This window comes from Myxococcus eversor (assembly GCF_010894455.1).
Taxonomy (GTDB): Bacteria; Myxococcota; Myxococcia; order Myxococcales; family Myxococcaceae; genus Myxococcus; species Myxococcus eversor.
This window is the reverse complement of sequence record NZ_JAAIXY010000019.1, coordinates 134,452-151,020: the sequence shown is the minus strand read 5'-3', so window position 1 is coordinate 151,020 and position 16,569 is coordinate 134,452. Positions and strand designations below refer to the sequence as shown.

Annotated in this window: 12 protein-coding genes and 1 pseudogene; 6 read left to right on the top strand and 7 right to left on the bottom strand. The window is 68.2% G+C overall.

From position 1 onward, the window contains the following. Window positions 1–31: 31 nt before the first annotated feature. Window positions 32–208, top strand: a pseudogene (locus tag G4D83_RS46475) (helix-turn-helix domain-containing protein); the annotation flags it as partial. A 62-nt stretch (window positions 209–270) separates the two neighbouring features. Here G4D83_RS46475 and G4D83_RS32975 read toward each other — a convergent pair. Both G4D83_RS32975 and G4D83_RS32970 read right to left on the bottom strand, forming a co-directional pair. After that, window positions 271–2,775 (bottom strand): cellulose binding domain-containing protein, encoded by a 2,505-nt coding sequence (locus G4D83_RS32975; protein WP_163868845.1) that lies wholly within the window; start codon window positions 2,773–2,775, stop codon window positions 271–273. A 91-nt stretch (window positions 2,776–2,866) separates the two neighbouring features. After that, a complete protein-coding gene (locus G4D83_RS32970; RefSeq protein WP_163868844.1) occupies window positions 2,867–3,472 on the bottom strand; it encodes a LysE family translocator in 606 nt (201 codons plus the stop codon). A gap of 121 nt (window positions 3,473–3,593) precedes the next feature. On the opposite strand from G4D83_RS32970, the gene gcvA reads away from it, so the two are divergent. Then, entirely contained in the window at window positions 3,594–4,511 is a 918-nt protein-coding gene (gcvA, locus tag G4D83_RS32965) for a transcriptional regulator GcvA (RefSeq protein ID WP_163868843.1), read from the top strand. 35 nt (window positions 4,512–4,546) lie between these two features. Continuing rightward, complete coding sequence (locus G4D83_RS32960) at window positions 4,547–6,067, top strand: alpha/beta hydrolase (protein WP_163868842.1); 1,521 nt, start codon at window positions 4,547–4,549, stop codon at window positions 6,065–6,067. A 17-nt stretch (window positions 6,068–6,084) separates the two neighbouring features. Here G4D83_RS32960 and G4D83_RS32955 read toward each other — a convergent pair whose 3' ends face one another. Beyond that, window positions 6,085–7,557: a hypothetical protein gene (locus G4D83_RS32955; RefSeq protein ID WP_240356848.1), complete on the bottom strand. Its 1,473-nt coding sequence runs from the start codon at window positions 7,555–7,557 to the stop codon at window positions 6,085–6,087. A gap of 285 nt (window positions 7,558–7,842) precedes the next feature. On the opposite strand from G4D83_RS32955, the gene G4D83_RS32950 reads away from it, so the two are divergent. After that, window positions 7,843–8,616: a hypothetical protein gene (locus tag G4D83_RS32950; RefSeq protein ID WP_163868728.1), complete on the top strand. Its 774-nt coding sequence runs from the start codon at window positions 7,843–7,845 to the stop codon at window positions 8,614–8,616. Between the two features lie 126 nt (window positions 8,617–8,742). On the opposite strand, the gene G4D83_RS32945 is transcribed toward G4D83_RS32950, so the two are convergent. The 4 genes from G4D83_RS32945 to G4D83_RS32930 all read right to left on the bottom strand — a co-directional run bounded on the left by G4D83_RS32945 (window position 8,743) and on the right by G4D83_RS32930 (window position 13,498). Continuing rightward, complete coding sequence (locus tag G4D83_RS32945) at window positions 8,743–10,038, bottom strand: WD40 repeat domain-containing protein (protein WP_163868840.1); 1,296 nt, start codon at window positions 10,036–10,038, stop codon at window positions 8,743–8,745. Between the two features lie 388 nt (window positions 10,039–10,426). After that, entirely contained in the window at window positions 10,427–11,179 is a 753-nt protein-coding gene (locus G4D83_RS32940) for a DUF2652 domain-containing protein (protein WP_163868839.1), read from the bottom strand. A 57-nt stretch (window positions 11,180–11,236) separates the two neighbouring features. Next, window positions 11,237–12,292, bottom strand: coding sequence for a fatty acid desaturase (locus tag G4D83_RS32935; protein WP_163868838.1), 1,056 nt, complete (start codon window positions 12,290–12,292; stop codon window positions 11,237–11,239). Window positions 12,293–12,619: 327 nt separating this feature from the next. Continuing rightward, complete coding sequence (locus G4D83_RS32930; protein WP_163868837.1) at window positions 12,620–13,498, bottom strand: hypothetical protein; 879 nt, start codon at window positions 13,496–13,498, stop codon at window positions 12,620–12,622. 319 nt (window positions 13,499–13,817) lie between these two features. On the opposite strand from G4D83_RS32930, the gene G4D83_RS32925 reads away from it, so the two are divergent. Both G4D83_RS32925 and G4D83_RS32920 read left to right on the top strand, forming a co-directional pair. Then, entirely contained in the window at window positions 13,818–14,861 is a 1,044-nt protein-coding gene (locus G4D83_RS32925; RefSeq protein ID WP_163868836.1) for a hypothetical protein, read from the top strand. 273 nt (window positions 14,862–15,134) lie between these two features. Further along, window positions 15,135–16,448: an alpha/beta hydrolase gene (locus tag G4D83_RS32920; protein ID WP_163868835.1), complete on the top strand. Its 1,314-nt coding sequence runs from the start codon at window positions 15,135–15,137 to the stop codon at window positions 16,446–16,448. The last annotated feature ends 121 nt before the right edge of the window (window positions 16,449–16,569 follow it).

Genomic DNA, 16,569 nt, shown 5'->3' with positions numbered 1-16,569 from the left:
GCTCGGCCCCGGTGGACCGTGAGGAGGCGGGATGGACCGGCTGGACGTCATGCGGTTGTTCACGCGCATCGTGGAGCGGCGCAGCTTCACGGTGGCGGCCCAGGACCTGGAGCTGCCGCGCTCGACGGCCACGCAGGCCATCAAGCAGTTGGAGTCCCGGCTCGGCGTGCGACTGCTCCAGCGCACGACGCGGCACGTCCGTCCGACGCTCGACGGAGAGGCCTACTACCCCTGGGCCCGGCCTGGACGAGCACCGGACCCGTGTCCGTCTCACTCGCAGGGGTTGCCGTTCAAGGTGCAGTTGAAGGGCTGCCCCAGCCCGGTGGTGGTGAAGCCGAACTCCTTGCTCGCGCCCGCCTTGATGACGGTGTTGTGGCTGACGGGAAGGAACGTGTAGTGGTTCCCGTTGCGCGTCATCGTGGAGGAGAACGGGTTCTGCGCCGTCGTGCCGGCCGGCAAATCGAACTCCAGCTGCCACCCGCTGACGTTCGTCGTGCCCAGGTTCTCCACCGTGTACCGGCCCGTGTAGCCATTGGCCCAGACAGAGCTCATGGCGAAGTGGGCGACGAGTCCAGAGGCCGCCGCCGGGGCCGTGGTCGCGATGACCGCCGCGCTCGGCACCGACACGTTGCCCGCCGCATCCCGCGCGGTGACGGTGAATGAGTACGCCGTGGCCGGGCTCAGGCCGAGCAGCGTCACACCCAGGCCCGTCGTGGTGGCGGTCACGTTGCCGCCGAGCCAGACGGAGTAGCCGGTGACGCCCCGGTTGTCCGTGGCCGCGTCCCAGGCCAGGGTGACACTGGTGGACGTCACCGCCGTCACGCGGAGATTGGAGGGGGCGCTCGGCGGAGTGGTGTCGGGAGGCGGCGGAGCGCCGACGCTGATGAGGAACAGCGACGGCGCCGTGTCCGTCCGCGTGGTGTCCACGCCATGGCCTCCGGAGTAGTCGAGCGTCTCCGCATGCGCCCAGTCGGAGATGGGCGTCCCGCTGATGTCCAGGTGCTTGTACGCAGAGCCGGACCAGCCGAACTGGTAGACGCGCGAGGGCTCCGAATAGAAGTCGGCGTAGGGCGCCGTGTCCGTACCCACCTGCTTGCGCAGGACGTTGTTGAAGAAGACGTTCTGCGGCCCCGTGGCACCGGACCACTTCACCGCCTTCTTCCCCGCGCCCCACCAGATGGGATACCAGTTCGAGTCATCCGGTCCGCCGCCGCCTTCCTCGCCGCAGTGGGCGTTGCAGTTGCCGGAGCGGTGCGCGTACGGAACGGCGCTGACGTTGCGCTCGAAGAGGTTCCTGCGCTCCCAGCCGCCGTGCAGGTTGAGGTCGGAGTCGAAGTCGTTGCCGATGACGACGTTGTTGGACGCGGACCACTGGAAGGTGAAGTGCCGCAGGTTGCGCGACGTGTTGCCGGCGTAGAGGGAGTCCCAGACGCGGGAGCCTCGGAAGTAGCCGTTGCCGCCCTTGCCCTTGTTCCACGCTCCGTCGAACACGTTGTCGACAATCTGGAGGTTCTTCGCCTCCTCCGTGACGATGGGATGCGAGCCCGTCATCTCCGCGCGGATGCCTCGCACCCACGAGTCCGCGGCCCACTTGAAGACGATGCCGTGCATCTCGTACGCGGGCGCCAGGTTGCCGTAGTTATGGAGCGCGGCCGATGCGCTCACCCCCGGCACCTCTTGCGTGAAGTACAGGTTCTCGATGCCGACGCCGACGATGGGGTCGACGAGCGGAGCCGCCTTGGAGTCGTACACCGTGCCGTCGATGGCGGATGAGCCGTCCGAGGTCGACGTCACCGGCACGTCGTATTCCAGCGGCTTGTCCAGGGTGAGCGTCTTGTTGCCCGAGTCCACGGCGACGATGCGGAAGAGCTGCTGACGCATGTGCAGGTTGGACAGCGCGTGCTCGGTGGGCAGCGCCTGCTGCTCCGCGTAGAAGGCGCGCGAGTTGGCGGCGCGGATGTTGACGAGCCTGCCCACGGCCAGGGCGGAGGAGTTGGCCGCCAGGTACACCACCGTGTCGCCGGTGCGCGCGGCGAAGCCCGTCTCGCCCGGCTTCGCGCGGAGCTTCACCCCGACCTTCCAATGGACATTCGCGGTGCCCTCGAAGATGTCGGCGCGGTTGGCGGGGGCCGTCTCATGGTCGTCGTCGTACGCCGTGTGGACCTGGCGCGACTGCACCCGGAACAGGCCCCGTCCGGGCCACAGCCAGCCGCCCTTGCCCTCGCCGTAGGTCATGGCGTCCTCGTCCCAGTCGCCCCCGTCCGACGTCAGCGTGTCGTAGCGGGTGTTCACATCGGGACGGAACACCAGCTTCGTGCCCGTCACCGGAGAGGAGCCCGCACCCCGGATGATGACGTAGTTGGCGTCCACCGCGAGCTGACGGGAGACGTCGAGCTGGCCCGCGGGCAGCGAGAGCAGGGAGAGCTTCGTGAAGGACGCGCCAGGTGAGCACGTCGTGCGCAGGTAATCGATGGCGGCCTGGAGGCCCGCCGTGTCGTCCACGCCATCATTCGGAATCACGCCGTGGTTCGTCGCCAGCTCGGCCGGTGTCACCCGGCACGCCGCATCCGGATTGATGTCCGACTCACCTGGCAGCTCCTGTCCGCCCCGGTAGCCTGCTTTGGACCAGTCCGGCAGTCCGGTGATGGGCGCTCGCCGATTCGCGGGCGACAGGTCCAACACCGTCTGGGCCCAGCCAGGCGTCGAGCCCAGCACGGCCACGGAGGAAAACGTCAACAACACCAACCGGAGCATTCCGGTTCTTCGAGTGAGCATGAACATCTCCAGTCACGGATGTCTGGGTGGCGTGTTTCGCCACTGATACGGATTTATCCGAGAATAAACGGAGATGCTTGAATAACGTGCTTCAGGCGACGGCCACGTAGGCGGCGACGGCGACCATGCAGGCGCCGAACGTCCAGCCCTGGATGCGCAGGGCTCGTGCGGAGCGGAAGCGCCCCAGGATGAGCTTGCCTCCGTAGATCCATGGGAAGTGACACGCCACGCAGACGACGAGGAAGGCGGCGGTGAGCTGCGCGGCCTGCGAGAGCATGCCACCCGCCGGGTTCAGGAACTGGGAGAACATCACGAGAATCATCGAGTGAATCTTGGGGTTGAGGGCCACGGTGAAGAGGCCCTCGACGAAGCCGAGGCGCTCCGGTTCCTTCTCCGCTCCGGCGGGTGTGCTGGATGCGCGGAAGAAGCCCCACGCGAGGTAGAGCAGGTACACGACGCTGCACCAGCGCAGGATGCCGTGCAGCGCGGGAACCCCTTGCAGCGCGCGCCCCAGCCCCAGTCCGTAGAGCAGGCAGAGGGCGACGTTGGCCACCTCGAAGCCCGTCCAGAACGGCAGCGAGCCCCGGATGCCGAAGCGTCCGCCCGCGGTGGCGAGCACCGTGTTGCCGGGTCCGGGACTGAAGACCATCGGCACGGTGTAGCCCAGGAACATCACCCACACTTCAGCGGGAATCATGACGAAAGCCCCCACGCGCCCCTGTCGTCGTGAGGGGGCGCGAGTCGCCACACAAACTCCATTTCGAGTCGAACCCCCAGCGAGCTATCCTCACGCGCTCGATAGAGGGAGCTCATCGAGCATGCGCCGCATTCCACCGCTCGGCGCCCTGCGGGCCTTCGAGGCCGGGGCGCGACACCTGAGCTTCACCCGGGCCGCCACGGAGCTGCGCGTCACCCAGGCGGCCATCAGCCACCAGGTGCGCCAACTGGAGGACTGGCTCGGCGTCTCGCTCTTCGAACGCCGGGGGCACGCGCTGACGCTGACGGCGAAGGGACAGGCGTACCTGCGCGAGCTGACGCCCGTGTTCGAGCGCCTGTCGGAAGCCACCACGCGGCTGTACGAGGCGGAGCAGGGGCCCCTGCGGCTCACCGTGTTGCCCTCGTTCGCCTCGTCCTGGCTCCTGCCCCGCCTGGAGGGCTTTCGTCGGCTCCATCCGGATATCGAGCTGCACCTGAGCAGCGCGTCGGAGCTGTGGGACTTCCTGGACGACCGCTTCGACGTGGGCATCCGCTCCGGGCTGGGACGGTGGACGGGGCTGAAGGCCGAGCAGCTCGCGCCGGAGGTGCTCGCGCCCCTGTGCAGTCCGGCGCTCGCCAGGAAGCTGCGCTCGCCGTCGGACCTGGGCAAGGTGCGGCTCCTCCATGACACGCCGAAGGATGGATGGCGTCGCTGGCTGGATGCGGCCGGTGTCGACGGCGTGGACACCGGGAAGGGCTTCGCGTTCAACGACGCGGGGCTGGTGCTCCAGGCCGCGCGGCAAGGTGATGGCGTGGCGCTCGGGCGATTGCTGCTCGCCGCCGACGACCTGAAGGCGGGGCGGCTGGTCCAGCCCTTCGCGCAGGTATTGCCCAACGACTTCGGCTACTGGCTTGTCCACCCCCGGCCCCTGTCGAGCCGCCGGGACGTGGTCGCCTTCAGGACCTGGCTGCTCGCCGAGGCCCGGGCCACGTCGAAGGCCCTGGGACTGCTGCCCGAAGTCGCTCGGAGGCGGGAGTAAACCTCCTCGCGCCCGGTTCCCCTCCCTCGGAGGAAATGACCCTGCGCCTCGACAAGACATCTTCCGTTGTAGCTGTCATCTGGTTGCTGGTACTTGTCCCGGAGGCCCGCGCCACCGATACGGTGGGGATTCGCAAGGCGGGAGAGCTGGTGGTGGAGACCGGCACGACGAAGACGCCGTCCGGCGAGACGCTTCGTTACGAGCTGGGCACCTTCTATGTCCCGGAGAACCGGACCTCGAAGCGCGCTCGTGTCATCGGCATCGGATTCGCTCGCATCCGCGCGGCGAAGCCCACCGGTGCTGCGCCGGTGTTCATCCTTCCTGGTGGGCCTGCGCGCTCGTATCTCAACGCCTTCACGGACCACGACGACGCGGCGAAGAGCCAGCTGGAGGGAATCCTTCCCTACCGGGCCGTGGGAGACGTGGTGGTGGTGGACCAGCGGGGCTACTCGCCACGCGGGGAAATCCTGACGGTGTCCCGGCGGGCGCAGCCGCTGGAGCAACCGCGCTCGCTGGCCGCGGATGCGGAGGCGATGGTGGCGCTGGCCCAGGATGCGGTGGCGGCCCATCCCGACAAGGACCTGTCCGGCTACAACCTCGTCGAGTACGCGGAGGACGTGAAGGCGCTGAGCAAGGCGCTCGGCTATCGGCGGATTTCGTTGTCGGGACAGAGCTTCGGCTCGCAGTGGAGCCTGGCGGTGATGCGGCTGCATCCCGAAATCGTGGCGCGGGCGCTGCTCTCGGGCGTCGAGCCGCTCGACAACAGCCATGACATGCCTTCGCACATCTTCGCGTCCCTCCAGCGCATCGCCTGGGACGCGGACCGCTCCCCCGCGCTCCGGCCCTATCTGCCCCGGGGTGGGGTGATGGCGGCATTGCGCGCGGTGCGGGAGCGCCTCGCCGCCGGGCCCGTCGAAGTCACGGTCCAGGACGCGAAGACGGGGACGGCGCGAACGGTGGTGCTCGGCCTGGAGGACTTCCAGGGCGCATTGCTCAGGCCCGCGGCGTCCTGGCCCGCCTTCGTCCTCTCCCTGTACTACCGCCGTTACGACGACTGGGCGCGAGAGGTCCTCGCGGAGCGTCAGGACGTCGAGGAACCCGTCCGGCTCATCGCGCCACTGATTGACAGCAGTCTCGCCGTGTCCGCCGAGCGCCGACATCTGTTGAAGACCGACGCGGGCCTGGAGCTGCTGGGCGCCGTCGACTTCGATGCGCTGATGGCCTCCGAGGAGGCGTGGCCGACGCCCGATATCGGTGATGAGGTGCGCCTCCCGGTGCTGAGCCCGATTCCGGTGCTCATGTTCCACGGGGACTGGGACACCTCGACGCCCCTGGAGAACGCGCTGGGCCTGCTGCCCTGGTTCTCCAACGGCCGCGTCATCCAGGTCCACCGGGGCGCGCACCACACACGGGCCCCCGTCTTCGCGAAGTACCCGGAGCTGCTGGCCCAGGTGGTGAAGTTCCTCAAGACGGGTGACACCCGTGGGCTCCCGGTGCGCGTGGAGCTGCCCGTGCCTGGCTTCCAGCCTCCCTCATTCCCTCCGCCCGGGCAGTGAGGGCGGGAGGTGCGCGGCTACTTCGCGGGGGCCGCCCCCGGGGGACAGTGGATGCCCGAGGGCGTGGACCAGAGCTGATATTCGCCCGTCTCGTCGCTCGCGAAGAAATAGACGCGCGAGCCCAGCCGCGCGAAGCCGTCCGGCGAGGAGCCCCAGGTGCCGGGGTTGATGTCCGCGAGCTGGCCCGTGGTCGCCGGTGTGCCTCGGGTGAACCAGGGCTCGGTGAACAGGCCATCCTTTGAAGCGCTGAAGAAGACGGAGCCGTCTCCCGTGGCGAAGAGGGACGAGTTGGAGTCGTCGCTCAGGTCCAGGGGGTGATGGAGCAACTGCGTCCCGGCCGTCGTTCCATCCGTCGCCCACAGCGACACGTCCCGGGGCGCGGGGCCGCTGCCGCCGATGGCCATGGAGAAGTAGAGCCTTCCTCCGGAGCTCGTCGTCCGCTGCAAGTAGGGCGTCGCGTCCGGCAGGTTCGCGTACAGGTTGGGCAGGGTGGTGATGCGTGTCTTGCCTCCGCCGCTCAAGGACACGCGCTCGACATGCAGTCGCTTCGTATCCGTGGACTGCGTGGCCAGGTAGACGGACGAGTCCAGCACGCCGAGCAGGCTGGTGGAGCGGCCAAACGACTCCAGCCGGACGGTCCCCGCGGTGGTTCCATCCGTCGTCCACACCTCGTCGTTGGGGCCGTCGTCCAGCACGAACAACCCCAGGTTGCCCGCCTGCGCCACGTGGTGGACGTAGGTGCTCCGCGCGTCCAGCTTCTTGACGGCGAACGTCCCGGCGGAGGTGCCGTCGGTGCGCCAGAGCGTGGTGCCGTGGGTCTCCGACGACAGGAACAGGTGCAGCGCCGCGCCCACCTTCAGCGAGGTGAAGCGGACCTCGACATCCGACGGAAGCACGGCCACGCGAAAGGTGCCGGCGTCGGTGCCATCCGAGCGCCAGACCTCGCGACGCATGAACGTTGGTGCGGGGAGTGACACGTTGCGAACGAAGACGAGCAGCCCGTTGAGCGAGGAGAGGTGTTGCAGAGAGACGCCGTCCATGCCGGGCGCGAGCTCCTTGACGAGCCGGGTTCCTCGCTCCGTCCCATCGCTGACCCACAGCTCGTTTCCGGTGGCGGTGTCATCCAGCTCGAAGAAGACCTGGTCGCCCACGGCCACCAGTCCGCCCAGGCGGGGTGGGCCGCGCATGGAGGGTGGAAACGTCCTCACCCGCGTGGTGCCGGATGACGTTCCATCCGTGCGCCAGAGGACGGCGCTGCCGTCGTAGAAGTTGGTGCCGAAGTAGAGCACCCCATTCGCGTTGACGAGCTGGTCGGTCCCAAGGAGCTGCCCACTGATGATGACGGGGCCCGTGCCCGGGGGAGTGATGACCTTCAGGCGCGAGGCGACCCCGGAGGGGCAGGCCCATTGCTTGACGTCGCGTCCGTCCGCGCCCGGTGGCATCCCTTCGGTGCCAGGGGAAACTCCGCACCCCGCGAGTCCCAGTGCCAACAGAGCCCATCCATGTCTTGCCCGCATGTCTTCTCCTCTCCGGCCTGAAAAAAGGCATGGGAGGGTGGGGTGCCTGACCTGGACTGCCAACGTGTGCTTCGGGGAGGGGCCCGCGTTCACGAGGCGCCTTCCCGCGCGCGCGGGCCCGCGGCCTGGACGCTGCGGCCTCCGCGACGAAACAGATGTGACTGAATGGCATCTCCATCGGAGATGCCGCTTTGAGTCGCCGACGTTTGGTGGCCAGATGGGGGCCGTCGCCGACAACAGCCTTGAGCGGAGGACCTCGTGTCCACGGATACGTTTTATGTGCGGGTGGGAAAGACAGTGGGACGCGAAGTCACCATGCACTGCCTGACGGGTTTTGGTGGCGGCCCGAGGGACTTCGGTTCGGGCAGGGCCTTCGCCCTGATGCTGCTCCTGGATGCGAAGCGCCGCGCGAGTGACATCGATTATCTGGTGAGGGGGGCGCCGAAGGCGGTGGCGAAGGCGCGGGTGGCCCTGGCGAAGAAGGCGGAAAAGGCCGAGTCGTCACTCCATGTGGAGGCGGGCGCCGCCGTGGTCTGGGAGGAACGGTGGCACGCCGAGCACACGCCGCGCTTCGTGGCGCGCGCCCGCGTCATCGCGCGGCACAACGCGGAAAGCGACGGGCTGCTGTACAAGGCCCGGCGTGAGCTTCGTCCTCTCGAGGAGAAGGGCAAGGGCGCCTTCCTCGATGCCGCGTGGAAGCGGCTTCATCACTTCGACCTCTTGGTGAAGGTGACGGACGAGAAGTATCTCCAGCATCTCGTGGAGGGGCACATCTTCGGGACGACCGCCTTCGAGGCCTGGAACGAGAAGCTCCTGCCTCCGGTGAAGCAGGCGCCTGCGAAGGAGCCGAAGCCCGCGAAGAAGACCCGGGCCGCGAAGAAGTCCCAGACCGCGACGGCGAGGAAGCCCGCGAAGAAGACCCACGCCGCGACTGCGAGGAAGCCCGCGAAGAAGACCCAGGCCGCGAAGAAGACCCCGCCTGCGAAGAAGCCGAAGGGGGCCCGGCGCGGAACATCCAGGGTTGGAGCCTGAAGGGCGCCTCATTCAGCGAGGAGGGGAAGCTCCTCGCGCTCGATTCCATCTTCGAGCCGGAGCGCCTGCGGGAGCTGGAGCTGGCGGTGTTCCCCACCTGAGTCGCGCCCGGGGCCCGCGCGCGGCTCACCAGGCCGCGCCGCTCAGGCTGCTCTCGCGGAGCAGGCCCTCGGGCATCACCGTCAGGAAGCGACGCGCCACCGGGTGCCACGCCGTGGGCACCACGGTGGGGTCCTGGTGGAGCTGCTCTCCCGTCTCCACATCCCACACGGAGGTTCCCTGGTCCTTCGTGCTCGCGAGCAGCAGGTTGCCATCGCACCTGAACTCGCCGCGCGGTCCAGGGAACCAGCGCAGCAGCTTCCCGGTCTCCACGTCGTGAATCATCGCGGCGTCGAGCAAGGCGTCGGCGTCCCCGCCGAACCCCCAGAAGGCGACCGCGCGAGGGCCCACGAAGCAGCGCGGGCCATCCCAGTGGTAGGTGCATTCGCGCAGGTGCTTCAGGGACGGGCCGTCCTCGGACTCCCACACGTTCTCATGCACCCATCGCCGCAGGGAGAAGGTCGTCAGGATGCCCAGCGGGTGCCAGACCCAGCCATCGTCCACGAGCCAGGCCTCGTCCGGGGACACCGTCAGGCCGCAGTGGAAGTAGTCGCGCTCGTGGCGAGGCATGGGCTCACCGGGCTTGCCCCGCCCCCCGGGCTCTCGCCGCGTCAGCAGCTCCCCCGTGGCGGGGTCCGACAGGTCCAGCCGATTCCAGGTCGTCGCGTGGGCGAGGAGCGTCCGGGGGCCGTCGCGGAAGAAGGCCAGGGGAAACTCGCAGCGCGTCTCATGGTACGAGCCCCGGTCCAGCGACATCGTCACCTTGCCGGAGACCAGCTCCAGCACGAGCCCCCTGGCGCCCAGCAGGTTCACCACCGCGGCATAGCGCCCGCAGGGCGAGACGTGCAGCGCGAGCCTGGCGGAGAGGTCGAGTGTCTCCGCGCCCACGGACCCCAGCCGCGTGAGCGAGCCTTCATCGAGGTCGATGCGGAGCAGCTCGCCATGCGCGTTCACCGCGAGCCACAGGGAGCCAGGCGCGGAGCCCAGCGCGGTGACGGCCCGAAGCGACTGGCCCGCGAGCTGGGGGAGTGACTGCTCCCGGTGCTCGAAGTGGAGCCCCGTGGTCCGGGTGCGCACCTGGGGGCGTCCGATGATGCCCATCAACGCGGAGCTGTGTCCCAGCCTCACGTGCTGGCAGTCGGCGCAGATGCTCCGGAACTGCTGGCCGGGCAGCGCCACCCGCGCGCAGTCCTGACAGAGCAGGTCATGGTGGACGCCTTGCCCCGTGAAGCGGACGTGGTGGCCCGCGTCGTCGTCATCCAGGAGGTGGACACACCACTGTCCCGCGTGGGGTGCGGCATGGCCACAGGCGAGCTGGTTCATCGGCGTCCTCCTTCGGAGGTCTTCAAGTCGAGACGGCCCCGCGGACCGCGGGCCTCCGCGTGTGTCGCTGGATGGAGTTGGCCCGGCGCGGAGGGCCGTCGAGCAGGAGGGTGGCTCGAGTTCCCGGCATGAAGTAGCGCTTCACGAGTCGCCCCCAGGCTGCTCGCGTCGCGCGAGCGCTGTCCGGCAAGGTACCCGAGGCAGCGCGACTCCGCATCCGACGCGAGCGCTGGTTCCTCGTGACTCACTTCGCCATGACGGCGTTGCTGTCGCTGTCCAAGGACCTGCGCGCGGGGTGGCTCGGAAACGTCTGTTCCCAGCGGACGGGTTCCGGCGGTTCATCCGCCTGCGGGCCCCGGTGGCGCCTCTTCCCGCGCGGCAGTCCCGCTCAGGAGTTCGGAGGAGGTGGGAGGTGCGCTTGCGCGTGGGCGTCGACAATCTCGACGTTGCGGAAGTCCTGGCAGGCCTCGCGGAAGCCGAGCACGTACTTGAGCGAGCGCGCTTCCTGCGTCAGCTTGTGCCACCACCTGCGCAACAGGTTGGGACCTGGCGCCGCGGGCAGCTCCTGGCCGCTCTCGTTCAGGTCCAGGTAGTGCGTCGCGGTGCGGCCCAGGCCCTCGAACTCGTGCTCGAGCCCCCGCGTGTGCTGGCGCAGCCCCGGTTCGAGCCGCTGGTGCACCGAGTCGGTCATCAGCACGTACTCGGACACCGGGACGTCGTTCTTCAGCATCCGGTGCACGAGGATGACGTCGACACCCGCCAGCTCGGTGAGGTGCTTCACGCGCTGGAAGGCGACCTCGCCCGAGTGCGCCACGAACTTGAGCGTCAGGGCACCCACCTGCATGCACCCGTCGCACTTGCACATGCGGTCGACGATGAGCCGCTCGCGCCGGGCGAGGAAGGCACGGCGGAGGTTGGCGACCTGCCGGGCGAAGGTGGAGCAGTCGTCTCCGACGGCGTAGAAGAACGCCGCGTCCCCTTCAAGCTTCGCGAGCTTCAGCTTGCCGGAGGCGTCGATGAGGGCCTCCAGCAACTGCGCCACGGTGTCCTGCGCGTGCGCGAGGCTGAACCGGTGGTGCTTCATGAACCGGGTGTAGCCACCGATGTCCGCGATGAGCAGCAGCGCCTTCTCTGTCGCCATTCGCGTGTCAGCGTATCGCAGGGGTGCCAGGGAGGCCACCCCGCACCCGGCTCACGCCTATCCGCTCACGACGACGGCGGCCTTGGCCTTCTGCTTCTCTGCCCAGGGCAGGTAGTGCTGCTCCATGAACTCCGTCTTGAAGTCCCGGTACGAGCTGATGGCGCCCAGCCAGGACCAGCCGCGGATGAAGTGCCAGGCGGGGTCGAACTGGTGGGGCAGGAAGCCCGCGCGGGCCCCATGCGGGTACAGGTGGTGGTTGTTGTGCCACTCGCCCGTGATGAGTCCCGGCCAGAGCTGGTTGATGGACTGGTCCTTCATGTTGAAGTCCACGCCATCGCGGCGGCGGTCCTTGCCGCCCCCGTGCCCGTCATAGTTGAACGTCCGCACGCCCACGGCCCACACGCCGGACCAGCCGAAGAGCGCCAGCGCCAGCCCGTGTCCGCCGATGAGGAAGAACAGGCCGTACCAGACCGCCCAGTTCGCCAGGAAGTGCGCCACCGTCCAGGCGGGGTGACAGAGCGAACCCCACTTCTGGTACTGCTCATAGCTGTTCACGTGGACGCCCGTGTGCTCCACCAGCTTGCGCAGCTGCGAGTAGTCCTTGGCGCTCAAGTCCCTGCGGATGCCCTGGTGGTTCACATCCGCCAGGAAGCAGTAGAGCCAGCCGGCCTTCGCGTTGTAGGGGTCCCCCGGCTGCTCCACCTTGGCGTGGTGCACGTGGTGGGAGACGACATACGCCTCTTCCGAAATCGTCTTCACCACCAGGTTGCGGCACAGCTCCCGGAAGAACGCGTTCTTGAACGTGAAGGCGCGGTGCGTCGAGTAGCGGTGGTACCAGATGGTGCCGTGCGTCCCCAGAATCACCATGCTGTAGATGAAGCCGGCCAGCAGCAGCCACCAACTGAAGTAGTGGGTGAAGAAGAGCGCGAGGGGGACTCCGAATCCCAGCGTGGTGACCCAGGCGATGAGCGCCAGCCAGTTCTTACGCGTGCGAAAGATGTTCAGGCGCGTAAAGAACTCCGAGGCGATCTCCCGATGAGTCGGCACGTAGAGCGCGCCGTCCTTTTCGTAGCCGTAGCTCGGAGGGTCGAGGATGCGGTCCAGAAATGACATGAATTCCCTGAGCAGGCGGCGGGGGCGCGTGAACTGTCGCGGAGTTTGTCATGAAACGCCGGTGGCGGCGCGAAGTGCTACCCGGCATTTCTGACGCGGGAGCACGTGAAGACTCCGCGTGGGCGGAACAATGGGCTCCCAGCGGAGTGGAACGGGGCTCGACGTCGCGCGAATCCTGGCGGTCCTCGTCGACCCCGCCTCCTGCCTGGTGCTCGGGTGTCAGCGAGGGGTGGCTCCATTGGTCGCCCTCGGTGACGGTGAATCGCTTGCCTGCTCGTCCGCGTGGGCGCGAGAAGCCCCCCGGGGGGAGCAGGGGTAGGCCCGCCGCTACCGTCTACGGAGCTCCTGGTCCACGTCCTCGCGGAGGCGGTGCAGGGCCTCCGCGAGCGCGTTGTCCGAGTTCACCCGAATCCAGGCGCGCACGCCCAGCACGGCCTCCAACTCGACGAGCGCCTTCAACACCCGTCCGGGCTCCAGGGTGTTGACCTGGACCGAGAGGGTGTCGTTCCAGGTCGTCGATTCCACGCGGTCGTCCGCCGTCAGGTACGGACGGAGGTGCGGGACGACGTCGGGGGGACCGCGCGTGGGCTGGGTGAAGTGGCCCAGCACGACGACGCGCTTGCTGGTGAGCATGAGCGCGGTGCCGCCCTGTCGCTGGGCGAGGTAGCCGAGGCGAGGTCCGAAGTGGTCCTCCTCCAGCAGGACGTGCGGGCCCGCCACCGTGACGTCGCCGCTCAAGTCCTTCGCATACCGGGCCGCCGCCTCCGCTGACTTGAACAGGGCCCACAGGCGCAGCCGTCCCGTGTGAGGTGCGCGCGAAGCGAGGCGCTGTTCGAGGCGAACGTTCTTGGGAACATCCACCAGCTCCACCGCCACCGCCGCGTCGTGCTCCTGGGCAAGTGCCTTCAGCTTCGCCACCTTGGTGTCGAGGGAAGGGACGCCCCAGAAGTCGACGAGCCCGTGGAGCTGGTTCGCGTGGCGGAAGAAGGTGCCGAGCTGCTCCTTCTCCATCACACGCTCCAGTGCACCGAGGGAAGCGGCGTCCTTCACGCCGAACACGGTCGCCAGCGCGAGCTGGCCGTGGCCGTGAATCTCCGCGTGGATCATGCTCCCCTTGCGCTTCCACAGGAGGGTCCGCAGCGCGGGGAAGTCGTCCCCCAGCGTCATGTCCGTGTACAGCATCACCACGCGGCCCAGGGCAGTCATTATCTCCGGCGCACGTTCCTCCTCGCCCACGGGGATGCCTTCCGCCGCGAGCAGCTCCTTCCACCGCTCGGGATAGACGCGCCCTGACTTCCAGTCCGGCAGGAGCGTGTCGAGGTACGCGGTGGTCTCGTCGGCCTCTGAGTCGCGGCGTCGGCGCGGCCTGTCATGTCCTTGCCCACACCCTGCAAACCCCTGGAATCATGGAAAATCCGTCGATGGGCTCGTGGTTCTCAGCCTACAAGAAACAACAGGGGTTCCGGGCCCGATAACCCCTGAGTCAGCCGCGGTCCGGCCGCCCACACCCCCCGAGGTCCCACCCATGGGTTTCAGGATCCCCAGCTTCAACGACGTTCGGAAGACGGTGACGAACACCGTCAACGACGTGAAGGACACGGTCGTCGACAAGGCGGCCGACGTGAAGAAGGCCGTCGTCGACACGAGCAAGGACGTGAAGAAGGCGGTCGTCGACACCAGCAAGGACGTGTTCGAGGACGTGAAGCACAACCCCGTCACGGACGCGTTCAAGAAGGCCATCACCGACCCGAAGGACCTGGCGCGCGACGTGTTCCAGACGGGCCTGCGCACGGCCTACCACGGCGTGCAGAAGGTGCTGCCGGACGGCGCGGCCGACCAGTTGGTGAAGGCGGCCGAGGGCGGCATGGATGGCCTGGCCAAGACGTCCGAGCTGCTCCTGGGCAAGGACTCCTCCGTCACCCAGAGCCTGAAGACGCTGGGCCGGGTGGACCTGGAGGGCATCACCCGGACGACGGACCCGGTGACGGGACAGAAGCTCCAGGGTGACTGGCCCAAGCTGTGGGGAACGTGGCTGCTGGAGGAGAAGCCCAAGGACCTGGGCACCTGGGACAAGGACAAGAATGGCACCGAGCGTGTCACCGTGCGCGACAACGCGTACACCGACGACCTGGCGGGCCGGCCCCACCAGCAGCAGGTGACCGAAGAGTTCTTCAAGATGTACCCGAACCCGAAGCCGGGCGACGTCTTCCCTCCCAAGGACGCCACCCAGGAGCAGAACGACAAGGCCCTGTACCGCTTCACGGGCCCGGGCACCGACGAGAAGAGCAAGGAGAAGTACACCTCGCTGGAGTGGTTCATCGGCTCGTACCGCACCGAGGTGAAGTGCACCGGCATCGACGAGAAGACCGGCAAGCCGAACCTCTCGTACGAAGTCGTGAACAACTCCCACATGGAGTCCGGCACCCGCGTGCCGGCGAGCTTCCAGGAGAAGGGCCTGCCTCCGGCGCTCGTGCAGGACCGCCAGCGCGAGACGGGCCTGGGTGTCGGTGGTGACTGGGTTCAGCGCTACCAGTGGACCAGCACCGGCGTGGACAACCCTACGAAGTAGCCGTCCCGTCCTCGCTCGCTGACGAAGGCCCGGTGGTCGCTCACGAGCGGCCCCGGGCCTTCTGCCTTTCACGCGGGGGCCGGGAACGGGGCGGACCCCATGTCCGGCTTTGCGCGGAGAGGCGCCGAGGTGACGCATGGCGCCGTGGGTCGCGGACAATGAAGGTGACTTCCCGCGTCACATCATGTCCGTCGGTTTTTCCCATGCGTCAGGAAACATTTTCGGCTGATTCGCGAAGATGTAGGCATCCCCCCTTCAACACGAGGCGCAGTCATGGCCGGTCTCTCCTCTGTGAACAGCAGCGCCGCCGAGTCCGCCCGTCGTCGCGCGGAGGCAGCGCGCGTCGCCGCCAGGCAGCAGCAGACGGCGACGGCGACCGAGGCCAGGCCGAAGGCGAAGCCGGTGGAGCAGGTCTCCGCGTACGAGGGGCCTCGCAAGACGGGCGCGGAGAAGCTCACGGGTGAGAAGGCGCAGCCCGCCGCGAAGGGGCCGCTGGACAGCGCGCCCGCGGACCCGAAGGCGCGCGCGTCGTGGTGGAAGCAGCTCTCCCCCACGGAGCAGATGCAGGCGGTCTCCTCGGACCCCAAGAAGGTCGGCTCCATGGACGGCCTGCCGGCCTCCGTGCGCGACACGGCGAACCGCACGCAGCTCAAGAACGAAATCGCGCGGCTCAGCGCGGAGAAGTCGCCGTCGAAGGAGCAGCAGCGCCAGTTGGATAACGCGCGGACCGTGCAGGCTCAGTTGGACCGGACGGCGAAGGAGGCGGGCTCCGCGCAGCTGCTCATCTATGACTCGACTTTCGTGAAGAGCGAGGGCCGTGCGGCCATCGTCGCCGGCAACCTGGACACCGCGAAGCACGTGTCCGTGAGCGTGCCGGGACTGAACTCGGACGTGCGCAGCTCGATGGACAGCATGACCAGCGAAGTGCTCCGGCTCCATGAGGCCTCGGGCACGGCGAACGGTGAGGTCGCGACGGTGGCCTGGATGGGCTACGACGCGCCGGGCTTCCATAACGTGGCGTCCGACAACGCCGCGGAGAATGGCGCGAAGCTGCTGGCCGCCGACGTGGCCGGCATCCGCGCCAGCCGCGAGGGCAACCAGCCCCACCTGACTGTCATTGGCCACAGCTATGGCAGCACCACCGCCTCCATCGCCGCCGACAAGAATGGACTCCAGGCGGATGACCTGGTGCTCATCGGCAGCCCGGGCGCTGGCAGCGCGAAGTCCGTGAAGGACTACGACGGCGCGCTCGCCAATGGCCACACGTGGTCCGGCTCGGCCAGCCGCGACCTGGTGTCCTGGCTCAATGGCAGCAACCTGCCCGGGGACCCGCTGGGACAGGACCCGTCCGAGAACAAGTTCGGCGCCAACCGGTTCACCGCGGAGGCGAAGGACCGCGGGAACAACAGCAACATGGGCGACCATTCCAAGTACTACAACGAGGGCTCCGAGTCCCTGGCCAACATCGCGGACATCGTCACCGGCAACTACGGGGGCGTGGACCGGGCCCAGCAGCGCTACGGGGAGCATGACTGGTGGAAGGGCAACCGGGTCATCGACCCCGAGGTGAAGCGCGCCGTGGAGTGAGCCGGGTGTCGAGCGGGACCAAGGTCCGCTCCACCGGTATCCATCACAAACTTCTATCTTCGCGGGACCGGCCTGAGCACTGGCGGGTCCCGCTTGTCTTGAGTGGACCTGGGAAGGTCGT